Origin of the sequence: Vescimonas sanitatis (genome assembly GCF_049060325.1) — a bacterium.
GTDB lineage: Bacteria > Bacillota > Clostridia > Oscillospirales > Oscillospiraceae > Vescimonas > Vescimonas sanitatis.
The window spans coordinates 228,968-253,120 of sequence record NZ_JBMGPW010000004.1 but is presented as its reverse complement, the minus strand read 5'-3'; the positions used below and the strand labels follow the sequence as shown (position 1 = coordinate 253,120).

23 protein-coding genes and 1 pseudogene are annotated in these 24,153 nt (G+C 61.7%); 14 read left to right on the top strand and 10 right to left on the bottom strand.

Features of this window, described 5'->3' with window-relative positions; all coding sequences use genetic code 11:
* Positions 1–147: 147 nt before the first annotated feature.
* Entirely contained in the window at positions 148–2,148 is a 2,001-nt protein-coding gene (locus ACOMDU_RS07125; RefSeq protein WP_421129709.1) for a DNA gyrase/topoisomerase IV subunit B, read from the bottom strand.
* A gap of 545 nt (positions 2,149–2,693) precedes the next feature.
* Here ACOMDU_RS07125 and ACOMDU_RS07120 point away from each other — a divergent pair.
* On the top strand, positions 2,694–3,131 hold the full coding sequence (locus tag ACOMDU_RS07120) for an ACT domain-containing protein (protein ID WP_022134959.1): 438 nt from the start codon (positions 2,694–2,696) through the stop codon (positions 3,129–3,131).
* Positions 3,132–3,228: 97 nt separating this feature from the next.
* Here the strand turns inward: ACOMDU_RS07120 and ACOMDU_RS07115 are convergent, their stop codons facing one another.
* Genes ACOMDU_RS07115 through rsxC form a run of 6 tightly spaced genes read right to left on the bottom strand, consistent with a single transcriptional unit; the run spans position 3,229 to position 8,372 of the window.
* A complete protein-coding gene (locus tag ACOMDU_RS07115) occupies positions 3,229–4,125 on the bottom strand; it encodes an RnfABCDGE type electron transport complex subunit B (RefSeq protein ID WP_421129708.1) in 897 nt (298 codons plus the stop codon).
* Positions 4,126–4,139: 14 nt separating this feature from the next.
* Positions 4,140–4,727 carry an RnfABCDGE type electron transport complex subunit A gene (locus tag ACOMDU_RS07110; RefSeq protein WP_321044286.1) on the bottom strand — a complete coding sequence of 196 codons (588 nt, stop codon included), beginning with the start codon at positions 4,725–4,727 and terminating at the stop codon, positions 4,140–4,142.
* A 3-nt stretch (positions 4,728–4,730) separates the two neighbouring features.
* Positions 4,731–5,378 carry an electron transport complex subunit RsxE gene (gene rsxE / locus ACOMDU_RS07105; RefSeq protein WP_022135223.1) on the bottom strand — a complete coding sequence of 216 codons (648 nt, stop codon included), beginning with the start codon at positions 5,376–5,378 and terminating at the stop codon, positions 4,731–4,733.
* A 19-nt stretch (positions 5,379–5,397) separates the two neighbouring features.
* On the bottom strand, positions 5,398–5,991 hold the full coding sequence (locus ACOMDU_RS07100; RefSeq protein WP_421129707.1) for an RnfABCDGE type electron transport complex subunit G: 594 nt from the start codon (positions 5,989–5,991) through the stop codon (positions 5,398–5,400).
* Positions 5,991–6,995, bottom strand: coding sequence for an RnfABCDGE type electron transport complex subunit D (locus tag ACOMDU_RS07095; RefSeq protein ID WP_421129706.1), 1,005 nt, complete (start codon positions 6,993–6,995; stop codon positions 5,991–5,993). Before ACOMDU_RS07095 ends, ACOMDU_RS07100 begins: the two co-directional genes overlap by 1 nt.
* A 3-nt stretch (positions 6,996–6,998) precedes the next feature.
* Complete coding sequence (rsxC, locus tag ACOMDU_RS07090; protein ID WP_421129705.1) at positions 6,999–8,372, bottom strand: electron transport complex subunit RsxC; 1,374 nt, start codon at positions 8,370–8,372, stop codon at positions 6,999–7,001.
* A 283-nt stretch (positions 8,373–8,655) separates the two neighbouring features.
* Here rsxC and ACOMDU_RS07085 point away from each other — a divergent pair, with 283 nt between their 5' ends.
* The gene (locus ACOMDU_RS07085; RefSeq protein ID WP_421129704.1) at positions 8,656–9,420 is read left to right on the top strand and encodes a DUF975 family protein; all 765 of its coding nucleotides are present in this window, start codon (positions 8,656–8,658) and stop codon (positions 9,418–9,420) included.
* 46 nt (positions 9,421–9,466) lie between these two features.
* Here the strand turns inward: ACOMDU_RS07085 and ACOMDU_RS07080 are convergent, their stop codons facing one another.
* The gene (locus ACOMDU_RS07080; RefSeq protein ID WP_421129703.1) at positions 9,467–10,381 is read right to left on the bottom strand and encodes a hypothetical protein; all 915 of its coding nucleotides are present in this window, start codon (positions 10,379–10,381) and stop codon (positions 9,467–9,469) included.
* A 157-nt stretch (positions 10,382–10,538) separates the two neighbouring features.
* Here ACOMDU_RS07080 and recJ point away from each other — a divergent pair, with 157 nt between their 5' ends.
* From recJ to ACOMDU_RS07020, 12 genes and pseudogenes are all read left to right on the top strand, one after another.
* On the top strand, positions 10,539–12,629 hold the full coding sequence (gene recJ, locus ACOMDU_RS07075) for a single-stranded-DNA-specific exonuclease RecJ (RefSeq protein ID WP_421129702.1): 2,091 nt from the start codon (positions 10,539–10,541) through the stop codon (positions 12,627–12,629).
* Entirely contained in the window at positions 12,626–14,830 is a 2,205-nt protein-coding gene (locus ACOMDU_RS07070) for a RelA/SpoT family protein (RefSeq protein ID WP_421129701.1), read from the top strand. The genes recJ and ACOMDU_RS07070 overlap by 4 nt, the downstream gene beginning before the upstream one ends.
* A 39-nt stretch (positions 14,831–14,869) precedes the next feature.
* Positions 14,870–15,316 (top strand): D-aminoacyl-tRNA deacylase, encoded by a 447-nt coding sequence (dtd, locus tag ACOMDU_RS07065; RefSeq protein ID WP_421129700.1) that lies wholly within the window; start codon positions 14,870–14,872, stop codon positions 15,314–15,316.
* A 10-nt stretch (positions 15,317–15,326) separates the two neighbouring features.
* Entirely contained in the window at positions 15,327–15,950 is a 624-nt protein-coding gene (locus ACOMDU_RS07060) for an MBL fold metallo-hydrolase (RefSeq protein WP_421129699.1), read from the top strand.
* Entirely contained in the window at positions 15,947–17,422 is a 1,476-nt protein-coding gene (gene hemZ, locus ACOMDU_RS07055) for a coproporphyrinogen dehydrogenase HemZ (protein ID WP_421129698.1), read from the top strand. The genes ACOMDU_RS07060 and hemZ overlap by 4 nt, the downstream gene beginning before the upstream one ends.
* Before the next feature lie 14 nt (positions 17,423–17,436).
* The gene (locus ACOMDU_RS07050; RefSeq protein ID WP_421129697.1) at positions 17,437–19,023 is read left to right on the top strand and encodes a putative polysaccharide biosynthesis protein; all 1,587 of its coding nucleotides are present in this window, start codon (positions 17,437–17,439) and stop codon (positions 19,021–19,023) included.
* A 67-nt stretch (positions 19,024–19,090) separates the two neighbouring features.
* Positions 19,091–19,882 carry a nucleoside triphosphate pyrophosphohydrolase gene (gene mazG, locus ACOMDU_RS07045; RefSeq protein ID WP_421129696.1) on the top strand — a complete coding sequence of 264 codons (792 nt, stop codon included), beginning with the start codon at positions 19,091–19,093 and terminating at the stop codon, positions 19,880–19,882.
* 73 nt (positions 19,883–19,955) lie between these two features.
* Entirely contained in the window at positions 19,956–20,231 is a 276-nt protein-coding gene (locus tag ACOMDU_RS07040) for an HU family DNA-binding protein (RefSeq protein WP_421129695.1), read from the top strand.
* A gap of 59 nt (positions 20,232–20,290) precedes the next feature.
* On the top strand, positions 20,291–20,530 hold the full coding sequence (locus tag ACOMDU_RS07035; protein WP_022135430.1) for an RNA-binding S4 domain-containing protein: 240 nt from the start codon (positions 20,291–20,293) through the stop codon (positions 20,528–20,530).
* A 104-nt stretch (positions 20,531–20,634) separates the two neighbouring features.
* Positions 20,635–20,919: a YabP/YqfC family sporulation protein gene (locus tag ACOMDU_RS07030; protein WP_421129694.1), complete on the top strand. Its 285-nt coding sequence runs from the start codon at positions 20,635–20,637 to the stop codon at positions 20,917–20,919.
* Positions 20,864–21,133 (top strand): annotated as a pseudogene (gene yabQ, locus ACOMDU_RS07025) (spore cortex biosynthesis protein YabQ); the annotation flags it as partial. The gene ACOMDU_RS07030 and the pseudogene yabQ, both read left to right, overlap by 56 nt.
* A 229-nt stretch (positions 21,134–21,362) precedes the next feature.
* Positions 21,363–21,662, top strand: a complete 300-nt coding sequence (locus tag ACOMDU_RS07020) for a septum formation initiator family protein (protein ID WP_421129693.1) — start codon at positions 21,363–21,365, stop codon at positions 21,660–21,662.
* A 162-nt stretch (positions 21,663–21,824) separates the two neighbouring features.
* On the opposite strand, the gene ACOMDU_RS07015 is transcribed toward ACOMDU_RS07020, so the two are convergent.
* Both ACOMDU_RS07015 and ACOMDU_RS07010 read right to left on the bottom strand, forming a co-directional pair.
* Positions 21,825–23,555 carry a carbon starvation CstA family protein gene (locus tag ACOMDU_RS07015; protein ID WP_421129692.1) on the bottom strand — a complete coding sequence of 577 codons (1,731 nt, stop codon included), beginning with the start codon at positions 23,553–23,555 and terminating at the stop codon, positions 21,825–21,827.
* Positions 23,552–24,091 (bottom strand): DUF8052 family protein, encoded by a 540-nt coding sequence (locus ACOMDU_RS07010; RefSeq protein WP_022135426.1) that lies wholly within the window; start codon positions 24,089–24,091, stop codon positions 23,552–23,554. Before ACOMDU_RS07010 ends, ACOMDU_RS07015 begins: the two co-directional genes overlap by 4 nt.
* Positions 24,092–24,153: the final 62 nt, after the last annotated feature.

Genomic DNA, 24,153 nt, shown 5'->3' with positions numbered 1-24,153 from the left:
TTTTCTTTATAGCTTTGCACGGAGCAGATGTCCGGAGCACCGGCAAAGGCGTCAGATCTTCCGCCAAGACAAGGCGCAGGGGCGCAGCCATACTTTGTGTATGGCAAGCCGCTGCAACAAAGTATTGGCGCAAGAGATACGCCTTTGTCAGCTTACATCGATCATATCAAGGTACTTATAGCCATTTTCAGCGATATAGTCCTTTCTGCCGGACAGGTTATCGCCCAGCAGCAGGTCAAATACCCGGGCCGTCTCCTCGGCGTCCTCCGGCAGCACCCGGATGAGCCGCCGCGTCTCCGGCGACATGGTGGTCATCCACATCATCTCCGGGTCGTTCTCGCCCAGTCCTTTGGAGCGCTGGACATTGACCTTCTTGCCTTCCAGCTTTTTCAGGATATCCGCCTTCTCCTTCTCAGAGTAGGCAAACCAGGTCTTTTCGCCGGACTTCTCTTTGCAGGTGATCTCGAACAGGGGCGTCTCGGCGATATAGACGTAGCCCTCCCGGATCAGGGTGGGGCACAGCCGGTAGAGCATGGTCAGGATCAGCGTGCGGATCTGGAAGCCGTCCACGTCGCCATCGGTGCAGATGACCACCTTGCTCCAGCGGAGGTTGCTCAGGTCAAACTGGTTCAGGTCCTTGACGGCCTTGCCGCTGACCTCCACGCCGCAGCCCAGCACCTTCATCAGGTCGGTGATGACGTCGCTTTTGAAGATACGGGGATAGTCCGCCTTCAGGCAGTTGAGGATCTTGCCGCGGACGGGCATGAGACCCTGAAATTCCGCGTCGCGGGACTGCTTGCAGGCGCCCAGGGCGGAGTCGCCCTCCACGATGTATATCTCGCGGCGCTCCACGTCCTTGGTGCGGCAGTCCACGAACTTCTGCACCCGGTTGGCAATGTCGATCTTCTCGGTAAGCTTTTTCTTCTGGTTGATGCGGGTGCGCTCCGCCGTCTCGCGGCTGCGCTTGTTGATGAGCACCTGAGCGGCGATCTTCTCCGCCGCGTCACGGTTCTCGATGAAGTATATCTCCAGCCGGCTGCGAAGGAACTCCGTCATGGCCTCCTGGATGAACTTGTTGGTGATGGCCTTCTTGGTCTGGTTTTCGTAGCTGGTCTGGGTGGAAAAGCTGCTGCTGACCAGGATCAGGCAGTCCTGCACGTCCGGGAAGGTGATCTTGGCCTCGCCCTTGACGTACTTGTTGTTGTCCCGCAGGTATTTGTCGATGGCCGACACCATGGCCGAGCGGGTGGCCTTCTCCGGGCTGCCGCCGTGTTCCAGGAAGCTGGAGTTGTGGTAGTATTCGCACAGGGCGGTCTTGTTGGAGAAGCACAGCGCCACGCTGAGCTTCACCTTGTACTCCGGCTTGTCCGGCCGATCCCGGCCCCGGCGCTCCGCCTCCCAGTACACCGGCTCCGTCAGGGCATCCAGACCCGCCAGCTCCCGGATGTAATCCTCGATACCGTGCTCGTAGACGAACTCTTCTGTCTCGAACTTTCCGGCGGCTGTCTCGTTTTTCAGCCGGAAGGTCACGCCGGCGTTGACCACCGCCTGCCGCCGCATCACGTCCCGGTAGTAGTCCACGGGGATATCGATATCGGTAAACACGTCCAGGTCCGGCAGCCAGCGGATGGTGGTGCCTGTACGCTTTCTATTGCCGGTCTGTTCGCTGACCTCCAGCTTGCCCGCGATCTCGCCGCGCTCAAAGTGCAGCCGGTACTCCTTCCCGTCGCGCCACACGGTCACGTCCATATAGCGGGAGGCGTACTGGGTGGCGCAGGAACCCAGGCCGTTCAAGCCCAGAGAGAACTCGTAGTTCTCGCTGTTCTCGTTGTCGTACTTGCCGCCGGCGTACAGCTCACAGAACACCAGCTCCCAGTTGTAGCGTCCCTCTTTTTCGTTCCAGTCCACCGGGCAGCCCCGGCCCTGGTCCTCCACCTGGATGGACCGGTCGGCGAACCGGGTCACGGTGATGAGCTTGCCGTGGCCGCCCCGGGCCTCGTCGATGGCGTTGGACAGTATCTCGAATACCGCGTGCTCGCAGCCCTCCAACCCATCGGAGCCAAAGATGACGCCGGGACGCTTCCGTACCCGGTCCGCCCCTTTCAGACTGGAGATACTTTCATTATCATAAGTCGCTTTCTTTGCCATATCTATCCTCCGGTGTATACCGATCACAATTCATTATACATTATATAGTATCGGCAGGCGTTTTGCAAGCGCTCACACGCCCCATTCCCCGCCGCTTCCGCAAGAAATGTTAGGTCCCCTGAAATATTGACTGGTTTACACAAAAAATAACCCGGCCGCAACCGGGCGCAGCCCTTTGTGTATAGGGTTTTGCACAGTTTCCACACCTTTTTCCACCAGCGTTATGTTACCTGATAATTCTCGTAAAAAGTTGCAAAAACACAGTTAATAGACATAATCAGGCGGCTTTTACTCTTATGCGTGTATACTTGCGTGCATATTCATTTGCTGCACACGCTTATCGGACGACACGCTGTTGAATAACCGTGAAACCACCTGTCCCCCAGGGCTTTTCGCCCACGCCCCCGACAAACTGCACAACGGGACAACGGCGGCGCGGCGCAACTTTTCCGTCACGGCGCAAAAAAGACTCTTGCGCTCTGCCGGCAGGTGTGCTATGATGTGAATACAGTTGTTCGCAAGCGGCGGACACGAGGAGGAACGATATGGAGAAACAGAAATTTTACTTAGTCGCCGCCGACGCTCTGCCGGAGGTCTTTCTCCGGGTAGCCGAGGCCAAACGGATGCTGCAGGTAGGCGAGGCCGCCACCGTGGGCGACGCTGCCCGCCAGGTGGGCATCAGCCGCAGCGCCTTCTATAAATACAAGGATGCCGTACAGCCCTTCCAGAATATGCACGCGGGGCATATCATCACCTTTTATGCCCTGCTGAAGGACAACCCCGGCGTGCTGTCCAACTACCTGTCCATCTTCGCCAATTCCGGCGCCAACATCCTGACCATCAACCAGACCATCCCCACCAACGGCTGCGCCGGCGTGACCATCTCCGCGGAGACGGGCGATATGTCCGAGGAGCTGGATGATCTGATGACCCGTGCCGCCGCGGCGGAGGGCGTGCTCAAATTTGAGATCATGGCGGGATAATGCTCAGACGCAAAAAAAGCAGGCACACTATGTGTGCCTGCTTTTTTGCAAGAAATATCCCCCCGGCTGACGCCGGGGGGATGCGTATTGCAGGGAGTTACTCCGCCTTGGGAGCCTCAGCGGCCTCGGCAGCAGCCTTGGCAGCGGCGGCCTTCTTCTCGGCAGCGGCCTTCTGCGCGGCCTTGAACTTCTCCTTCTCCTCGGGCGTGGGGATAGGCTCAATGGCGTTGCGCGGGCAGGCCTTGGCGCACATGGTGCAGTTCTTGCACTTGCTGTAGTCGATGACGGCCACGTTGTCCACAACGTGGATGGCGTCGAACTTACAGGTACGCTCACACATACCGCAGGCGATGCAGCTGTTGGCGCAGACCTTGGTAACGGCGGGGCCCTTGTCCTTGTTGGAACAGTTGACAAACACCTTCTGCTTGTAGGGCACCTCCACGATCAGGTGGTGCGGGCAGGCAGCGCGGCAGGCACCGCAGTTGGTGCACTTCTCCTTGTCCACCACGGCAACGCCGTTGATGACATGGATGGCGTCGAACTTACAGGCCGCCACGCAGGAGCCGAAGCCGAAGCAGCCATAGCGGCAGGCCTTGGCATCGCCGCCGCAGACCTTGGTGGCCGCCAGACAGTCCTTCACACCGCGGTACTCGAAGTTATCCTTGGCGTTGCAGCCGCCGTTGCACAGCACGTGCGCCACCATCTTGTCGCCGGAGGGAGCCTCCATGCCCATGATGGCCGCGATCTTCGCCGCGTTCTCGGGGCCGGCGGGGGCGCAGGCGGTGACGGGGGCCTTACCGGCGAGGATCGCCTCGGCGCAGCCGCCGCAGCCGGGATAGCCGCAGCCACCGCAGTTGGCGCCGGCCAGACATGCCTGGATCTCAGGCAGGCGGGGGTCGACCTCGACCTCGAAGACCTTAGCGGCAACAGCGAGGATCAGACCGAACACAATGGCGAGTACGCCCAGAACGGCGATCGCATATACAATAGTCATATCCTTCTACCTCCTTACCAGACCTTCAGGCCGCTGAAGCCCATGAACGCCAACGCGATCAGGCCGGCGGTGACCAGCGCGATGGGGAAGCCATCGAAGGCCTTGGGGTTCTCGCTGGAGACCTCCAGCTGCTCGCGGATAGCGGCAAACAGGAAGATGGCCAGCAGGAAGCCCAGACCGCCGGTGATACCGTAGACCACGGACTCAATGAAGTTGTACTCATTCTGGGTGTTCAGCAGAGCGACGCCCAGCACGGCGCAGTTGGTGGTGATCAGGGGCAGGTAGACGCCCAGCGCGGTGTACAGGGTGGGGATGTTCTTCTTCAGGAACATTTCCACGAACTGCACCAGCGCGGCGATGACCAGAATGTAGGCCACCGTCTGCATGAAGCCCAGATCGAAGGCGATGAGGATCTTGTTGACGCCGAAACAGACGGCGGAGGCCAGACCCATGACGAAGGTCACGGCGGCGCCCATGCCCACGGCGGTGTCGATCTTCTTGGACACGCCCAGGAAGGGGCAGATGCCCAGGAACTGGGCGAAGATGAAGTTATTGGTCAGAATAGCGCCAAGAGAGATGGCGAGCAAGGTAGTCACACTCATAGCTTACTTGGCCTCCTTTTTCTTTTCGCTCTTGGCCAGAGCCCACTGCATCACAGCGATGAGGCAGCCCAGCGTCAGGAAGCCGCCCACGGGCAGCGTCAACACGCTGACACCGTACTCGGCGGGGAAGATCTCAACGCCGGGTGCGCTGCCCAGTGCGCCGCCGCCCAGCAGACCGCCGCCGAACGTGCCGGCGCCGAAGAACTCACGGAATACGCACATGACGATCAGCACGAGAGTATAGCCGATGCCCTGGCAGATGCCGTCCACCGCGGAGGCACCCACGCCGTTCTTGGAGGCGAAGCCCTCTGCACGGCCGAGGATGATGCAGTTCACGACGATCAGGGGGATAAACACGCCCAGAGAGCTGGACAGGGCGGGAACGAACGCCTTGAGCAGCAGATCCACGCAGGTGACGAAGCCGGCGATGACTACGATGTAGCAGGCGATACGCACTTCGTTGGGAATGATCTTGCGCAGCAGGGAGATAAAGATGTTGGAGAGGGTCAGGATAATGAGCACGGACACGCCCATGCCCAGGCCGTTGAAGAACGACGTGGTGATGGCCATGGTGGAGCACATACCCAGCACCTGCACCAGCACAGGGTTCTGTGTGATGAGGCCCTCTTTCAGTTGCTTACCGAAATTCATAAATGCAGCTCCTCCTTTCTTAGCCCAGCAGCTCGGCAACAGCCAGAGCGGCATTGGCGCCCATGTTGATGCCCTTGGTGGAGACGGTAGCACCGGAGACGGCGATGATGTTCTTGCCCACCACCAGGGAACCCGCGCCGCTCTCACCGATGAACTGATCCAGGACCGGCTCGCCGGCGGCGTTGGGCTCGTTGCCCACGACCTTGGTGCCGATGCCGGACGTCTCGGCGTGGCTGACCACGGAGATGCCGGTGATGGCCTTGTCGGCGTCCACGCCCACCATCATCACGATGCTGCCCTGGGAGCCGGAGGCGGAGATCTTCATAACATAGCCGTTGTCGGCGCCGGCGGTGGTCATGGGATACAGCTCCACCAGCTTGCCGCCCTGAGAGGCAGCCGCCGCGGTCATGTCGTCGGTGATGTCCAGCTTGTCGCCAAACTCGCTGCCCTCGGGAGCCACAGCGCTCATGGCGATGCGGGTGTTCTCCGCATCGATGGCGGCGATCTTGTCGGCGGTCACGTTGTCGACCAGACCCAGCAGGGCGGCCACAACGAGGGAAATAACAGTCAAGGTGCCGGCGACCTTGAGAATAAACTTACCGGAGATCTTCATTACTTCGCCGCCTCCTTCTTTTCTTTCTTGGGCGCACCATAGATGACGGGACGGATGTACTTATCCAGCAGCCAGGTGGTGCAGTTCATGATCAGGATGGAATAGCAGACGCCCTCGGGATAGGAGCCGAAGCGGCGGATAAAGCAGGTCAGCAGACCGCAGCCGAGGCCGAAGATCAGCTGGCCGGGCTTAGTGACAGGGGAGGTGGCATAGTCGGTAGCCATAAAGATGGCACCCAGCATCAGGCCGCCGCCGAACACGTTGTACAGCATATACTGCATGTTGTCGATACCGGCGGGCGCCGCGATCAGGGTCAGGATGGCCACGGTGCCGATGTACGCCACGGGGATCTGCCAGGAGATGACCTTGCGGATGAGCAGGTAGACGCCGCCCACCAGCAGACACAGGGCGGAGACCTCACCCAGGGAGCCGCCGACCTTGCCCAGGAACATATCGCCGATGGAGTAGTTGCTCATCAGGGTGGTGAACGCCTCCTCGGTGCCCTCCTTCATGATGGTCATGGGGGTGGCAGCGGAGGTGACATCGGGACGGATCTGGGGAATGGCCCAGGTGGTCATCCAGGTGGCATAGCTGGCCAGCAGGAACGCACGGCCCGCCAGCGCGGGGTTCAGGAAGTTGCAGCCGATGCCGCCGTAAAGCTGCTTGACCACAACGATGGAGAAGAACGCGCCGATGATGATGACCCACCAGGGCAGGTCAACGGGGCACACGAAGCTCAGCAGGATACCGGTGACCACGGCGGACAGGTCGCCCACCATGCAGGACTTCTTCATGGCCTTGCGGTAGGCCCACTCAAAGAACACGCAGGACACCACGGAGACAGCGGTCAGCAGCAGAGCCTTCCAGCCGAAGCAGTACACGCTCCAGGCCAGTGCGGGCAGCAGCGCGATGATCACGTCCAGCATGATGGAACGGGTATCCTCGTTGGAGCGGATATGGGGGGAGGAGGACGCGATCAGCTTGAGATTCTTGTAATCAGTCATGGTTTACGCCTCCTTCTTTTCGGCAGCGGCCTTTGCCTCGGCCTCCGCCTTGGCCTTGGCGGCCATTCTCGCGTTGTTGACCTCCTGCTTGCCCAGACGGAACGCATGGGTCAGGGGCAGGCGGGCAGGACAGGTGTAGGTGCAGGCGCCGCACTCGATGCAGTCCATGCCGTGCAGCACGTTCTGCCAGGTGTCCACGTCGCCCTTCATCAGGTACTTGTACATGAAAATGGGCTCCAGACGGATGGGGCACACGCCCACGCACTTGCCGCAGCGGATGCACTGGGGATCCTCGACGTACTGCTCCTCCTTGTCGGCGAAGGCCAGCATGGCGCCGGTACCCTTGCCCACGGTGACGTCCACGTCGTACTGGGCCAGACCCATCATCGGGCCGCCCATGATGAGCTTGTAGGTCTCGTCCTTCAGGCCGCCGCAGGCGTCGAACAGCTTGGTAATGGGGGTGCCGATGGGGCACTCGATGTTCTTGGGCTCGATGACGCCGGAACCGGAGACGGTGACGATCTTGTTGACCACGGGCATACCCTCATACACCGCGCGGTAGATGGCGCAGGTGGTATTCAGGTTGAAGATGCAGCAGCCCGCGTCGGCAGGCAGCTTGCCGGAGGGCACCTGACGGCCGGAGACGGCCTGGACCAGCTGCTTCTCAGCGCCCTGGGGATAGCGGGTGTGCAGGACCTCCACCACCACGGGGGCGTTCAGCTCCGCGATCTTGGCGTTCAGGACGTCAGCCGCGTTCTGCTTGTTGGCCTCGATGCCGATGTACACCTTATCCACGCCGAAGCACTTGGCCAGCAGGGTCGCGCCCTTGATGACCTGCTCCGGACGCTCCAGACAGGTGCGGTGGTCGCCGGTGATGTACGGCTCGCACTCCGCGGCATTGATGATCACATAGTCCACCTTGCCCAGACCGGAAGAGATCTTCACATGGGTGGGGAATGTCGCGCCGCCCTGGCCGACGATGCCGGCGTTCTTGACGATCTCCACCAGCTGCTCGGGCGTCAGGCTGTCGGGATCCGCCACGGGCTTGACTTCCTCGGAGACCTCATCCTGGAAATCGTTTTCAATGACCACGGACATCATCTTGCCGCCCATAGAGAAGGGACGGGGCTCCACGGCCTTGACCGTGCCGGAGATGCTGGCGTGGATGGGGGCGGAAACAAATCCGCCGGGTTCGCCGATCCTCTGTCCAATTTTAACCTTGTCGCCTACCGCTACAATAGGCTTGCAAGGCGCACCGATGTGCATAGACATGGGAATGACCACCTCAGCCGGCGCCGCCAGCTTTTCGATGGCCTTTTCATTGGTTGCGGCCTTCATGTCGTTGGGATGAACGCCGCCAAAGAATGCTTGTGCCATTGTCTTCACCTCATCTTACTACCGGGTGGCGCTATGCCACCGCATACTGTCTTAAATATTACAACAAAACTTTTCTCTTGTCCAGCCCCGCGTTGAAATTCCCACGTTTTTTTGCGGTTTTTGTCGGAAACTTCACCGGCAAAGACCGCCTCTTGTGTTTTTCGGGCAGCTGTGCTACACTATACGGTAGAGGGACGGACACCGCCGGAAAAAACTTCCTGCACTGCGGCAGACGGTCCTCCGCCGGATATCAAACTCTATTCCGAAAGGATGGTATTTTAGTATGGTACTTGACCGTGGTTCCCTGAAGCGGGAGTCCAAGATGCTGCTGAAAACCGCACAGGTCAGCCCTTACCTGTTTACGCTGGTGCTGCTGGCCATCATGTTCGTCATCAACGGCATCAGCGACTATGTGCAGATGGACGACGAGTTCGCCTATGTCTACTCCCTGCGGTTCGATATGGATCTGAGCTTCCTGGCGCTGCACCGGGCGTTCCCCGCTTTTGCGGTGTGGTTTGTGACCATCGTGTGCACGCTGCTGGGCGTAGTGCTCAACGTCGGTGCGTCCCTGTACCACCTGGGCATCCGTCGGGGTGAGGAGATGCCCTTCGTCACCCTGTTCGATGGCTTCGCCTTCGCCGGGAAGATCATTCTGCTGTATGTCGTGCAGGTCATCTTCATCTCCCTGTGGACGCTGCTGCTGGTGGTCCCCGGGATCGTGGCGGCCTACCGCTACCGCTTTGCTATGCTGAACCTGTGCGAAAACCCGGAGATCGGCGTCATGGAGGCCCTCAACATGAGCAAGGCCCAGACCCTGGGCTTCAAGTGGCAGCTGTTCGTGCTGGATCTGAGCTTCATCGGATGGAATATTCTGGTGAGTCTGACACTGGGCATTCTGGATATCTGGGTAGCTCCCTACCGGGCGCAGGCCAACATCGCCTTTTTCCAGGAGATCAAAAAGATCAAGGGCGTAGGCTTCTTCCCGCCGCGGCCGGAGGACGACGATCAGTTTCGCCCCCATGACCCCTTTGGCGAGGATAACTGGTAATATGCAGAGAACAAGCCCCGGGGCATCGCTCCGGGGCTTGTTGTATTCACGCTTCGGCGGGAGCCGCTTCCTCTGCCTGCGGCATCTCCGTCGGGGCGCTGCCGTCGAAGGGCATCTCCAGACAGGTCAGGTCCCGCAGGCACCTGCGGAAGTCGTGACAGAAGGCGGCGTACTCATAACCGGTGCAGATACGCTCGTCCATAACGATGCCCAAAGGCATCATCTTCTTGGTCAGGTCACCGTTCATGTAGTTAGGTACCGGCTTGCCCATGCAGACGAACACGCTGGTGGTGCCGAATTCATAGCAGTGGTGGTGGATGTAGCTGGTCTTGATAGACGCCAGATTGGTGATGAACATACTGGTGTGGAAGGGGCTCAGGTCGATGATCTTCCGGGGCAGCAGGCCGTGCTTGTCCAGATGGTAGGCCAGCCAGATCACGAACTTGGGCAGGCCGGGGATGGAGAACATCATCTTGGCGAACTTGTCGGTGCTGTTCTTCTGCTCCGTCTGGCTGTTGACGGCGATGGCATCGGCGATCTTCTGGTTGATGGTGAAAATAGTGTCCTTGGGCTCCAGATAGATCTTCAGCGTTGTCTCATCCGGGCTGCCGTCGGCCCGCTTTTTCAGGATGACAAAGGAGACGCAGAAATGGTTGCGCTCATAGAGATGACTGTTGACCACGAACCAGTTGAGCTTGGGGTTGGTCTGATAGGCCTTGTAATAGGCGGCGATGATCACCGCCATGTGGTTGATGCGGATCCCAGCGCGCCGTTTTTCGCGGATATAGGCCTTGATGCCCTCCTCGTCGATGTTTTCGGTGATGGTGTTCCAGGCATCGTACCGCTTGGGCATGATGTAGGGAATGGCTGCCACGATGGGGGGCAGGTCCTTTACTCGCTTTCCGTCAGGGCGCATGAGCAGTTCCTCGATTCTGTCTGTATTGTATCCATCATAGACCATATGGCCGCGGATTGCAAGCTGTTGTTTTCTTTTCCGAACAGGTGCGGAAAAGAAATTTTTTCTTTACCTTTCCGCACGATGTTGATATAATAAAGTATTAGTAATGTTATCATGGGATGAAAGTTCCATTTATCATACAGAAAGGAAGGTGACCGCCGTGCGGTTCAGCAAGTGGCATATCGCGCCGGAAAAGCCGGAGGCGCAGGCATGTCTGCGCGCGGCCGGCTATCCCTATCTGGTGGCCGCCGTGCTCTCCGCGCGCGGCATCGAAACGCCGGAGCAGGCCGCCGCCTTTCTGGAGCGTGAGGACAAGCTGACCATCAGTCCCTTCCTGATGCGGGACATGGACAAGGCCGCGGCGCGTGTGCAGCAGGCGATCGCGAATGGCGAGAGGATCGCCGTGTTCGGCGACTATGATGTGGACGGCATTACCGCCACCTGTATTCTGGTAGACTATCTCAAGAGCCGGGGCGCCGACGTGGTGCACTACATTCCCCGGCGCATCGAGGACGGCTACGGTCTCAGCCGTGACGCCATCAAGGGCCTTTTCGACCAGGGCGTGCGCCTGCTGGTAACGGTGGACTGCGGTATCACCGGTGTGGAAGAGGTGGACTACGCCAACTCACTGGGGCTGGACGTGGTCATCACCGACCACCACGAGTGCCGGGAGGTCCTGCCCCGGGCCGTGGCCGTGGTGGACCCCCACCGGGCGGACTGCGGCTATCCCTTCAAGCATCTGGCCGGTTGCGGCGTGGCGCTGAAGCTGGTGCTGGCCCTGGGCGGGCCGGACCGGGAGGAGCCTCTCTTTGCCCGGTACTGCACGCTGGCGGCCATCGGCACGGTAGCGGACGTCATGCAGATGTCCGGCGAAAACCGCACCATCGTCTCCCGCGGGCTGGCCACGCTGGAGCACTCGGACTTTATCGGCCTGCACGCCCTGCTGCGGGAGGCGGGTCTGAGCGGGAAGGAGATCTCCTCGGTGCAGATCGGCTTCGTGCTGGCGCCGCGGATCAACGCTGCCGGACGCATGGGCGCGGCGGACAAGGCGGCGGAGCTGCTGCTGTGCACCGATCCCGCCGCGGCGGAGGCCATGGCTAAGGAGCTGTGCGCCCTGAACCGGGAGCGCCAGAACGTAGAGCAGGATATCTACACCCAGGCGGAGGAGATGATCGACCGGATGCCGGAGCGCCAGCGCAGCGCGCTGGTGCTGGAGAGCAGCCGGTGGCACCAGGGCGTGGTGGGCATCGTGGCCAGCCGCCTGTCGGAAAAATACTCCCGGCCCAGCTTTATGATCCATCTGAACGGCAGCACCGGCAAAGGCAGCTGCCGCAGCTGGGGCGGCTTTAATCTGTTCGCCGCGCTGGAAAACTGCAAGGACCTGCTGCTGGGCTTCGGCGGACATGAGCTGGCGGCGGGCTTTACCATCGACCGCAGCAACATACCGGCCTTCCGGGACCGGATGAATGAATATGCCCGCAGCTACTGCGGCGGACAGCAGCCGGAGTCGGCGCTGGAGATCGACGTGGCCATCGCCCACCCCGCCGCGGTGACGCTGGAGGAGCTGGAGGCCCTGTCCGTGCTGGAGCCCTATGGCAGCGGCAACGCCAGACCGCTGTTCTGCCTGCTGGGCGCCACGCTGCTGCGGACCCAGAACGTGGGCCAGAACCGGCATCTGAAGCTGCGGCTGGGCAAGGGCTGCGCCCAGTTCGACGGCATATTCTTCTCCACCGTGGCCGAGCGCTGCGGGTGCCATCCGGGCGACCGGGTGGACGCGGCATTTTATTTGCAGATCAATGAGTTCCGGGGCAGCCGGACGGTACAGCTGCAGATGGTGGACATCCGGCCCTCCCTCTGCGCCAGCGGGCGGGAGCAGGAGGCGCTGACACTGGCCCACCGGTGCGCCGCCGGAAAGGCCGTTTCCCTGCGGGAGGCGCGGCGGGCGCTGCCCACCCGGGAGCAATTCGCCGCCGCCTGGCGGTTTTTAGACCGGACAGTGCCCGAGGACGGGCTGACCACAGACCGCTTGCCGCTGCTGCGGCTGATGGCGGCGGAGCTGGGCGGCGCGGAACCGGTACTGCGGGCAGCCATGTGCGCCGCGGTGTTCCGGGAACGGGGATTGCTGGACTGGCAGCTGAACGGCGACGCCATCACGCTGCACCTGCGGCGGGGACAACACGTAGCACTGGATCAGTCGCCGCTGATGAACACGCTGCAAAACGATAACGAGAAGGGAGGCGGTGCGCTGTGACACCTCAGGAGCAATACGAACATCTTGTGGAGACGGTAAAGGGCTACAACCCGGCGGCGGGCTTTGACCAGATACGCGCCGCCTATGAATTCGCCGATACCCACCACGCGGGGCAGAACCGTAAGGACGGCTCGCCCTTTATCACACATCCCCTGGCGGTGGCACAGATCGTGGCGGAGGAGCTGCACCTGGACACAGAGTCTATTGTGGCGGCCCTGCTGCACGACACCATCGAGGATACCACCGCCACCCACGAGGAGCTAGCAAAGCTGTTTTCCCCTACGGTGGCGGATCTGGTGGAGGGCGTCAGCAAACTGACGCGGGTCCACTACACCTCCAAAGAAGAGGAGCAGATGGAGAACCTGCGGAAGATGCTCATGGCCATGGCCAAGGACATCCGGGTCATCCTCATCAAGATCTCCGACCGGCTGCACAATATGCGGACTATGGAGTACCAGACGCCGGAGAAGCAGAAGCAGAAGTCCTTTGAGACTATGGAGATCTACGCCCCCATCGCACACCGACTGGGTATGCAGAAGATGAAATGGGAGCTGGAGGACCTGTCGCTGAAGTATCTGGACCCGGTGGGCTACCGGGAGATCACCGAGGCGCTGGACGAAAAGGCCGCGGAGTACGACGGGTTCATGTCCGCCGTGCACGACCGCATCGTCACGCGGCTGAAGGAGGAGGGCATCGACGCCACGGTCTACGGCCGGATGAAGCACCCCTACTCCATCTACCGCAAAATGTACACCCAGAACAAGAGCCTGGACGATGTGTTCGACCTGTTCGCCTTCCGGGTCATTGTGGACACGGTGGCGGACTGCTACAACGTGCTGGGCATCATCCACGACCTGTTCAAGCCCATTCTGGGCCGGTTCAAGGATTACATCGGCACGCCGAAGCCCAATATGTACCAGAGCCTGCACACCACGGTGGTGGGCGAAAGCGGCATCCCCTTCGAGGTACAGATCCGGACGAAGGAGATGCACGAGGTGGCGGAGTACGGCGTGGCCGCCCACTGGAAGTACAAGCAGAACGGCCAGGGCGCCGGGGACGAGCGCAGCTATGAGTGGGTGCGCCGCCTGCTGGAAAATCAGGAGGACGCCGACGCCGAGGACTTTATCCACTCCCTGAAGGTGGACATGTTCGCCGACGAGGTGTTCGTGTTCACCCCCAATGGCGACGTCATCAACCTGCCGGCGGGCGCCACGCCCATCGACTTCGCATACACCATACACTCCGCCATCGGCAACCACATGGTGGGCGCCAAGGTCAACGGGCGGATCGTGCAGTTCGACTACCACCTCCGCAACGGCGACGTGGTGGAAGTGATGACCAGCAAATCCGCCCACGGTCCCAGCCGTGACTGGGTGAAGATCGCCCGCAGCAGCAACGCCCGCAGCAAGATACGCCAGTGGTTCAAGAAGGAAAAGCGGGACGAGAACATCGTCAACGGGCGGCAGAGCTTTGAGTCGGAGCTGAAGCGCACCGGCGTGACGCTGAAGGAGCTGACCAACGAGGAGAACCTGCCCGGCGTGCTGAAGAAGCTGTGCTTCACGTCACTGGACGATATGTACGCCGCCATCGGCTACGGCGGCATTTCTGCACTGAAGGTCGTCGGCCGGCTGCGGGAGGACATCCAGCGCATCATCCACCAGCATCAGACGGAACGGCAGGCTGAGGTCCCCGTGGCGGATCAGCCGCAAATCATGCGCCCCGCCGTGCCCCAGCGCACCAGAAGTGAGCAGGGCATCGTGGTGGAGGGGCTGACCAACTGTCTGGTGAAGTTCTCCAAGTGCTGCACCCCCGTGCCCGGTGACGACATCGTGGGCTTCATCACCCGCGGCTACGGCATCTCCGTGCACCGGGCGGACTGTCCCAACGCGGACCCGGCCCGGCGCAAGCCCAGCGAGGCGGGCCGGTGGATCAAGGTTTCCTGGGGCAGCGACACCAAGGAGAGCTACCGCACCACGCTGGAGATCACCGCCAAGGACCGCATCAACATCATCATGGACGTGTCCACGGTGCTGTCCAGCACCAAGACCCACGTCTCCTCGCTGAATGCCCGGAGCACGCCGGACGGCTTTGCCCTGCTGTCGCTGGACATCGACGTGCCGGACAGCGAGCAGCTGCGGACCGTCATGCGGCGGCTGGAGCAGATATCGGGCGTCATGCGGGTGACAAGACCGGCCGGATAAGGCCAATGTGAATACAAACAGTATAAAGGAGATAGAATTATGCGTGCTGTATTGACCCGTGTAAAACACGCCAGCGTTTCCGTGGACGGCAAGGTCATCGGACAGATCGGCGAGGGCTTTTTGGTGCTGCTGGGTGTGACCCATGAGGACACCGAGGCGCAGGCGGAGAAGCTGGCCGACAAGCTGACGGGCCTGCGTATCTTTGAGGACGAACATGAAAAAATGAACCGCAGCCTGACGGATGTGGGCGGAGAGCTGCTGATCGTGTCGCAGTTCACGCTGTACGCCAACTGCAAGAAGGGCCGGCGGCCGGACTTTCTGGCGGCGGCGCGGCCGGAGGTGGCCATCCCCCTGTACGAAAAGTTTGTGCAGCTGTGCCGGGACAAGGGCTTTCACACCGAGACGGGTGAATTCGGCGCCTATATGCAGGTGGACAGCCTGAACGACGGACCGCTGACCATCATTCTGGACACCGACACCCTGTAAGGAGGACGCCATGACCATCAAAACACTGCAAGTGGGCCCTATCATGACCAACTGCTACCTGCTGTGCGACGAGGACGCGAAGGTCTGTGCCCTGATCGATCCCGGCGACGATGCCTCCCGGGTGGAGCAGCTGGTGCGCCAAAGCGGCTGCGCACTCAAGTACATCCTGCTGACCCACGGGCACTTTGACCACACCTCCGCCGTGCGGCCCCTGCTGGAGAGATACCCGGACGTACCGGTGTACATCCACGAGAAGGACAGTGTGACCGGGCGGGGCGGCGAGCTGCTGTTCACCCGGGTGGACGAACAGCACCAGCGGTATTATAAGGAGGGCGACGTGCTGCCCCTGGGCAGGCTGTCCCTGCGGGTCATGGAGACACCGGGCCACTCCGAGGGCTCCGTGTGTCTGCTGTTGGACCGGGAGCACGTGATCTTTGCCGGGGATACCCTGTTCCGCTGCTCCTGCGGACGATGCGACTTCCCCGGCGGCAGCTATCCCAAGATGCTCGCCTCCCTGGGCCGTCTGGCGGCGCTGGAGAGCGACTGGCGGGTCCTGCCCGGCCATGACCGGGAAACGACGCTGGACTTTGAGCGCCGCATGAACCCCTATATGCGGCAGGGGACGGCGCAATGAAGCTGAACCTGCGCGGTCACGAGGACCGCTACGCCATCGAGCAGAGCCTGCTGGCCTTTTTCCCGGAGGAGCGCCCGGTATATGAGGGCGAGGACGGGGACAGCCACGCGGAGGTCACACTGCATGAGGGCAATGTATATGCCACCGGGGTCACGACACTGACCTATGGCGGCAAAACGGCGCGGGGCGAGGCCCGCGTTCGGACCGCAGGCGTTTCCGACGCATACGAACGGGAACGCCTGCGTCAGCGTGCGCTGAAGCTGTCCTTTTTCCGGGCGGCCCGGGACGTCACCGGCGTGACGCCCAGCTGGGGCGCGCTGACGGGCATCCGCCCGGCCAAGCTGGTGCGGACCATGCTGGAGGACGGCATGACCCCCGCCCAGGCGGACCGGGTGCTGCGGGACACATACTGTGTCTCCCCGGCGCGGCGGCGTCTGGCGCTGGAGAGCGCCGAGGCGGGCCTGAAGGCCAGGAGCGACCTGCGCCCCGAGGACATCTCTCTGTACATCGGCATCCCCTTCTGCCCCACCCGCTGCGCCTATTGCAGCTTCGTGTCGGCGTCGGTGGAAAAATCCTTTAAGCTGATGGAGCCGTATCTGGCGGCGCTGACGGCGGAGGTGGAGGCCGCGGGCCGCATGGTGAAGGAGGCAGGCCTGCGGATCAAGTCGTTCTACATGGGCGGCGGCACGCCCACCACCCTGTCCGCCAGTCAAATGGATGCGCTGCTGACGGCGGTGAACCGGAATTTCGACCTGTCCGACTGCGTGGAATACTGCATCGAGGCGGGACGGCCGGACACCATCGACCGGGAGAAGCTGCAGGTGCTGCTGGATCACGGTGCGGACCGGATCAGCGTAAATCCCCAGTCGCTGGAGCCCCGGGTGCTCTCCGCCATCGGCCGGAAGCACAGCCCGGAGGATATCGAAAAGGCCATGGAGCTGGCCACGTCCATGGGCTTTCCCCATGTGAACATGGACCTGATCGCCGGGCTGCCCGCCGACACGCCGGAGGGCTTTCGCCGGACGTTGGATACGTGCCTGACCTTCGGCGCGGACAACATCACCGTGCACACCCTGAGTCTGAAGAAGGGCAGCCGCATCCTGCTGGAGGGCCTGCCCATTCCCTCGGCGGAGGACGTGGCGGCCATGCTGGACTATGCCGACCCGGCGCTGCGGGAAAAGGGCTTCGCCCCCTATTACCTCTACCGCCAGAAATATATGTCCGGCAGCTTTGAGAATGTAGGCTGGTGCATATCCGGGGCGGAGGGCCTGTATAATATCTACATCATGGAGGAGCTGCACAGCATCCTGTCCCTGGGCGCAGGCGGCTCCACCAAGATGGTGGACGCAAAGCGGAACCGCATCGAGCGCGTGTTCCACCCCAAATTCCCGCTGGAGTATATCCAGCGGCCGGAAAAGCTGACGGAGAATTTAGAGGCGTTCCGCCGCTTCCATCAGGAGATGGGGCGGTGAGATAAGGAGGCACCATGACCCACCGGCGGCAAAACTTCATGGGCGGCGCGGCCATTCTGGCCGGGGCTGTGGCGGTGACAAAGCTGCTGGGTGCCCTGTACAAGATCCCGCTGGGGAACCTGCTGGACCGGGAGGGCATGGCGCATTTCTACGCCGCGTACAACATTTACAGTCTGCTGCTGGTGCTGTCCACAGCGGGGCTGCCGGTGGCCCTGAGCCGCATGGTGTCCCGTGCCGCCGCCCAGCGGCGCTATGGCGCCGTGCGGCGCTGCCTGCACCTGGGCCTGGCCCTGCTGGCGGCGCTGGGGCTGGTGTGCTCTGCCGTTATGTGCCTGCTGCCGGAGGCCCTGGCCGCCGCGCTCCATGATCCGGACGCGGCCCCGGCCCTGCGGACGCTGGGGCCGGCGGTGCTGCTGGTATGCCTGTCGGCGGCGCTGCGGGGCTATTCCCAGGGGCTGGGCGATATGGTGCCTACCGCCGCCGGACAGGTGGCGGAGTCCGCCGGCAAGCTGCTCATCGGGCTGGGGCTGTGCCTGTACCTGCTGCGGCAGGGTGCGGGGACGGACCTGTGCGCCGCCGGGGCCATCGGCGGTGTCACCGCCGGGGCGGGCCTGGGCCTGCTGGTCACCGCCCTGCTGCTGCCCCGGCGGGCCGCACTGCCGGAAGTGCGCGACGTACCCCCGGCGAGCAGCCGCGTACTGCGGGAGCTGCTGCGGACCGGCATACCCATCACCGTGGGCGCGGCGGGCATGAGCCTGATCACCCTGCTGGACCAGGCGCTGGTGACGGCCACCCTGCGGGACACGCTTGGCTATACAACGGCGGAGACCACCGCCCTGTATGGCGAATACACCTTCGGCATGACACTGTTCATGCTGCCGCCGTCATTTATCTATCCCCTATCGGTAAGCCTGATGCCGGCGGTATCCGCCGCGCTGACCCGCCGCGACCGCACTGCTGCCGGAATAGCGGCCGGGGCGGCGCTGAAGCTGACGGTGCTGGCGGCCCTGCCCTCCGGCGTGGGACTGTCGGTGCTGGCGGGGCCTATCCTGCACCTGCTCTATCCCGCGGTGCCGGAAACCGCCGAGGCGGCGGCCTATCACCTGACGTTCCTGGGTCTGGCCTGTGTGTTCGTATGCCTGATGGTGGCCACCAACGGCGTCCTGCAGGCCTACGGTCACCCGCTGCTGCCGGTGATCTCCCTCCTCTGCGGCGGCATACTGAAGATCGTCACCAACTACCTGATGGTGGGCGATCCCGCCACGGGCATTCGGGGCGCCGCGGTGAGCACACTGTACTGCTACGCGCTGATCGCGGTCATCAACCTGGCAGCCATCGCACGGCTGGTACCGGAGCGTCCGGGGTATATCTCCCTGTTTGCCAAGCCCGTTCTTCTGACGGCGGTGATGGCGCTGGCGGCCCGGTCCGGCTATGGCCTGTTCTGCCGCCTTCTGCCCGAGAGATGGGCGGTACTGCCGGCGGTGCTGCTGGCCGCCGTTGTATACGTGGTGCTGGCGCTGGCCATCGGCGCCGTGACGCGGCAGGATCTTCAGACCCTGCCGAAAGGGGAAAAACTGGCTGACCGGCTGCATTTGCGGTAAAATTCCTGAAATGCAGCGAACTTTTCCCCAGTTGCAGTGGAAAACCTCTTGCAATAGGAGCGTAAGTATGATAAATTTTACAAGGAAACCACGCTATGGCTACGAAGACCTGCTGGAGATCATCCGGCTGCTCCGTTCGCCGGAGGGCTGTCCCTGGGACCGGGTGCAGACCCACCAGTCCATCCGCCGAGGAATGCTGGAGGAGGCCTACGAGGCCGCCGAGGCCATCGATACGGACAACGCCGCACTGCTGAAGGAAGAGCTGGGCGACGTGCTCATGCAGGTGGTGTTCCACGCCGGCATTGAGGCCGACGCCGGGCGCTTTGACATGGATGACGTATGCGACGGCGTGGTAAAAAAGCTGCTGTACCGCCACCCCCACGTGTTCGGCGATGGTCAGGCGGAAACGGCAGACACTGTGCCCGCCAGCTGGGAGCAGCTGAAGCGGCAGGAGAAGGGCCAGAAAACCACTGCCGATGCGCTGGATGCCGTGGCCCGCAGTCTGCCAGGTCTGTGGCGGGCGGAGAAGATACAGAAGAAGGCTGCGGAGGCGGGCTTCGACTGGCGCGACGTCTCCGGCGCGCTGGACAAGCTGGACGAGGAGACTGCCGAGCTGCGGCAGGCGGTACGCGCCGGCACCAATGTCGAGGAGGAGCTGGGCGACGTACTGTTCGCCTCCGTAAAGGTGGGTCGCTTCTGCGGCGTGGACCCGGAAACAGCTGTCAACGGCACCTGTGAAAAATTCATTCGCCGCTTCCGCGCGATGGAGGAGGCCGCGGCCGCAGAGGGCCGCAGCCTGTCCGACATGACGCTGGAGGAGATGACCGCCCTGTGGAACGGAGCCAAAGAATGTTCTTAATGCGATACAACATCGTTTTAGGATAGCCGCCCATTGCGGCAATTACCAACGAAAATTTTTGGGAGGAAATAACATGAATAAGACTGAACTGATCGCCGCTGTCGCTGAGAAGACCGGCCTGTCCAAGAAGGACTCTGACGCTGCCGTCAACGCCGTTCTGAACACCATCACCGAGACCCTGAAGGCTGACGAGAAGATCCAGCTGGTGGGCTTTGGTTCCTTCGAGACCAAGAAGCGCGCTGCCCGCACCGGCCTCAATCCCCGCACCAAGACGCCCGTGCAGATCGCCGCTACCAAGATCCCCGCTTTCAAGGCCGGCAAGGCCCTGAAGGACGCCGTGGCAGAGTAAGCTGACGTATGCAAAGGCTGGTGTGGCGACACACCAGCCTTTCTTATAGGAGGGACCCCATGCGTTTGGACAAATATCTGAAGGTCTCGCGGCTCATCAAGCGCCGCACCGTGGCCAATGAGGCCTGCGACGCCGAGCGTGTCACCGTCAACGGCCGGGTACAGCGGGCATCCTACGACGTGAAGGTGGGCGATGTGATCGCGATCCGTTTCGGTGCAAGAACGCTGACGGTTGAGGTAGTGTCCGTCACCGAGAACGTGGGCAAAGACGCGGCTGCGGCCATGTATAAAGAGGTCTGAGGACAAACCCGGCATAAAAGAACAAGCCCCCTCATACGATGGTAAAAAACGCATCCCGGCACAGGGCCGGGGCGCGAAAACCGTATCGTAGGAGGGGACTTTTTATGCCGTATGATATCACCGATCCTGCCACCGCCCACCGCTTACAGCTGGAGGGGCGGGAGAAGCTCACCGTCTCCGGCGTAGAGGACGTGGAGCGCTTCGACGACCAGTGCATCGTGCTGCGTACCGGCGCGGGCGTGCTGGTGGTCAGCGGAGAGAGCCTGCACATCGGCAAGCTGAGCCTGGATGGCGGCGAGCTGCACGTGGACGGGCGCATCGACGCGCTGACCTATGAGGATGCGCCGGAGGTCCGGGGCGGCGGGCTGTTCAGCCGCCTGTTCGGCTGAGGTGGGGACCGTTGTCTCCGAGCAGCTGCGTTCGTACCTGACCGCAGCGGCCCTGGGCGCGGCGGCCGGGGCCGTCTATGACCTGCTGCGGCTGGTGCGGCTGCGCCGTCGGCGGGACCGGCGGCTGACCCATGGGCTGGACGCGGCGTTTCTGCTGCTGGTCGCTCCGGCCCTGCTGTGGTACGCCCTGCGGGTAGGGCAGGGCGAGCTGCGGCTGATCATGCTGACCGCCATGGGCCTGGGCGCGGCGGTGTATCTGCTGGCGCTCTCGCCGCTGATGCGTCCGCTCTGGGACTTCTGGCTCAGCGCCGCCGCGGGCACAGGCCGGCTGCTGTGGTGGCCGGTGAAAAAATTTACGGCGGCGGCGAAAAAAGCCTTTATTTTTTGTCGGAAGTGCGTTATGATAAGAAAAAAGCGCGCTGCGGAAAAGGAGGCGGAACGCCATGCAGAAAGGGCAGGCGCACGCAAAGAAGCACCGGACAAATCCCATATTGCTGCTGGTCATTCTCGCGCTGGTGGTGTTTTTAGGCGTGGAGCTGATCCGGGTGGGCAAGCGGCTGAACGAGGCCGCGCAGCAGCAGGCCGCGCTGGAGAGACAGCTGCAGCAGCAGACGCAGGAGAACCAGGCGCTGGAGTCTGACCTGGCCAAGAAGGACGACGAGGAGTTCATCAAGGACCTGGCCCGCGACCAGCTGGGGCTGGCCGAGGCCGGCGAGCGAATTTTCTACGATGTGAATGACTGAAAAGCAGTCCCCGGCAGCGCCGGGGGCTGCTTTCTTCTGCGAAGAATACAGCAAAAGGCTCCGGCGAATGCCGGAGCCTGTGCTTTTTGTGAGGAGAAAATGATATCAGGGAAGAAACGGCGCCGTCTGCTTACGCAGGGGCGAACGCTCCTGATAAGCGATTTACTCTGCGGCCTGAGCAGCCTTCTTGTTGCGGCCGAGAGCGCGGATGCCCTCCACCACCAGATCGATGGCCAGAATCACCAGCAGCACGCCGATGATACCACGGATGTAGAACCACACCACACCCTGACCACCGGCCATGATGCCGACGATCTGAGCCTTGATGGTGAACACCAGGGAGGTCAGGGTCACGATCAGCATGAAGAACATGGGGAAGTAGAACATCTTGTTGTTGCGGCCGATCTTGCCCAGCCAGCAGCACACAGCCAGCAGACCCAGAGCAGCCAGCAGCTGGTTGGCAGCGCCGAACAGAGCCCAGATCTTGGCATAGCCGGTCAGACCCAGAGCCACGCCAGCCACCACGGTGATACCGGTAGCCACATAGGGGTTGGTGATAACGCGCTTCCAGCCGGTCAGATCCTCGCGGGTCTTGCCGGGCTCGACAAAGAACTCAGCGAACATATAGCGGGCCAGACGGGTGGCGGTATCCACAGAGGTCAGGCAGAAGGCGGACACGGCCAGGATCAGCATGGAGTACACCACGTTGTAGCAGCCGGAGCCGAACACCTTGGAGAACATGGAGGCCAGACCGGTGGCAAACACGACGGTAGGCGTCGTGGTGGTGCCGTCAGCATACTGGTTCCAGATGTAACCAACAGCGCAGACGGAGATCAGAGCCAGAGCGCACTCGATCAGCATACCGCCATAGGCGATGGGCTTGGCGTCCTTCTCCTGATCCAGCTGCTTGGACGTGGTACCGGAGCCCACCAGGGAGTGGAAGCCGGACACAGCGCCGCAGGCGATGGTCACGAACAGTGCAGGGAACATATAGCCCAGGGACGTGCCGCTGGGAGCCAGGGTATCATAGAACCCGGTAAACGCGGGCATATCCACGGTGGGGGAGCAGCCGACGATGCCCACGACAGCCAGGATCATCATGCCGTACAGCAGGAAGGAGCTCAGGTAGTCACGGGGCTGCAGCAGGATCCAAACGGGGGTGACGGAAGCAACGCCGATGTACAGACCGACAATGATCATCCACACGGTGTAGTTCAGATAGATGGGATGCCAGTTCAGGCCGATGATCATGCAGACCACGATGCCGATGACGCCGATGACCGTGGAAATGCCCAGAGGCGCGTTGCGGCGATAGACAAAGAAGCCGAACAGAATGGCCATCAGGATGAACATGATGGAGATGATGGCGGTGGAGGCATTGGCAGCGGAAGCCGCATAGTCCACAGCGCCGTCAGCGGTGTAGGTGGCCTTGAAGGTGTTGGCCACGATGGAGGCGAATGCCGCCACCACCAGGATCAAAGTCAGGTAAGCGAAGGTGATGAACAGCTTCTTGGCCTTGGCGCCGATGGCGTCGCCGATGACCTCACCGATGGACTCGCCCTTGTGGCGAATGGAGGCGAACAGGGCGCCGAAGTCATGCACGCCGCCGAAGAAGATACCGCCGATCAGGACCCACAGCATAACGGGGACCCAACCGAACACAGCGGCCTGAATGGGGCCGTTGATGGGGCCGGCACCGGCGATAGAGGAGAAATGGTGACCCATCAGCACGGGAGCCTTGGCAGGACAATAATCCTTGCCATCCTCCATGGTATGGGCAGGAGTCGGACGGGAGTTATCCACGCCCCACTTCTTGGCCAGCCAGCCGCCGTAGAAGATATAACCTACGACCAGGACAGCGCAGCCAATAATAAGGAACAACGCAGCATTCATACAGCTCTCTCCTTTCTGAATAGCGATTTCTTTTGCTTATGAAACAGGCCTCTTTCGAAAACCTGTGCTGCACTATGTCCGCTGGCATTGGTGCTGATCTTTTCCTCAGGCAGCACCACCAGCCCGGTATGAAAGTCCATCCAGCCCCAGTAGGACAGCTTGAAGCTCTTGTAGAGCTTGCAGCGCTTCAGTGCCTTGCGGGCGTCTTCGTCGCAGCTGTCACAGACAAACAGCGCGGTGATATAGGTATACATATGGGTGGAGTTTGGCTGGATGCGGGCCATACCCTGTTCGTAGGCCAGCTTTTCGCACCTTTCATATATCTCCTTCGTCAGATGGGGAACATTGAAAAGGTACACATATTCAAAGCTGTTGGCCTGCCAGAGCTTGGCCTTTTTGGAGAGCACGTACTTCTCGGCGGTGGCGTAGAAATCCATCGTGGCGGCCAAGGCGTGCTCGTTCTCTTCGCAGCGGGTCACATCATAGCTGCCGGCGTACACATCGCACAAACGGTCGACGGCTTCCTGTCGGGTCATAGCGGCTCCTCCCTTTTCATAACGATTTCTTAGCATTCAGGACGTGGTTCATCGTTCCTTTC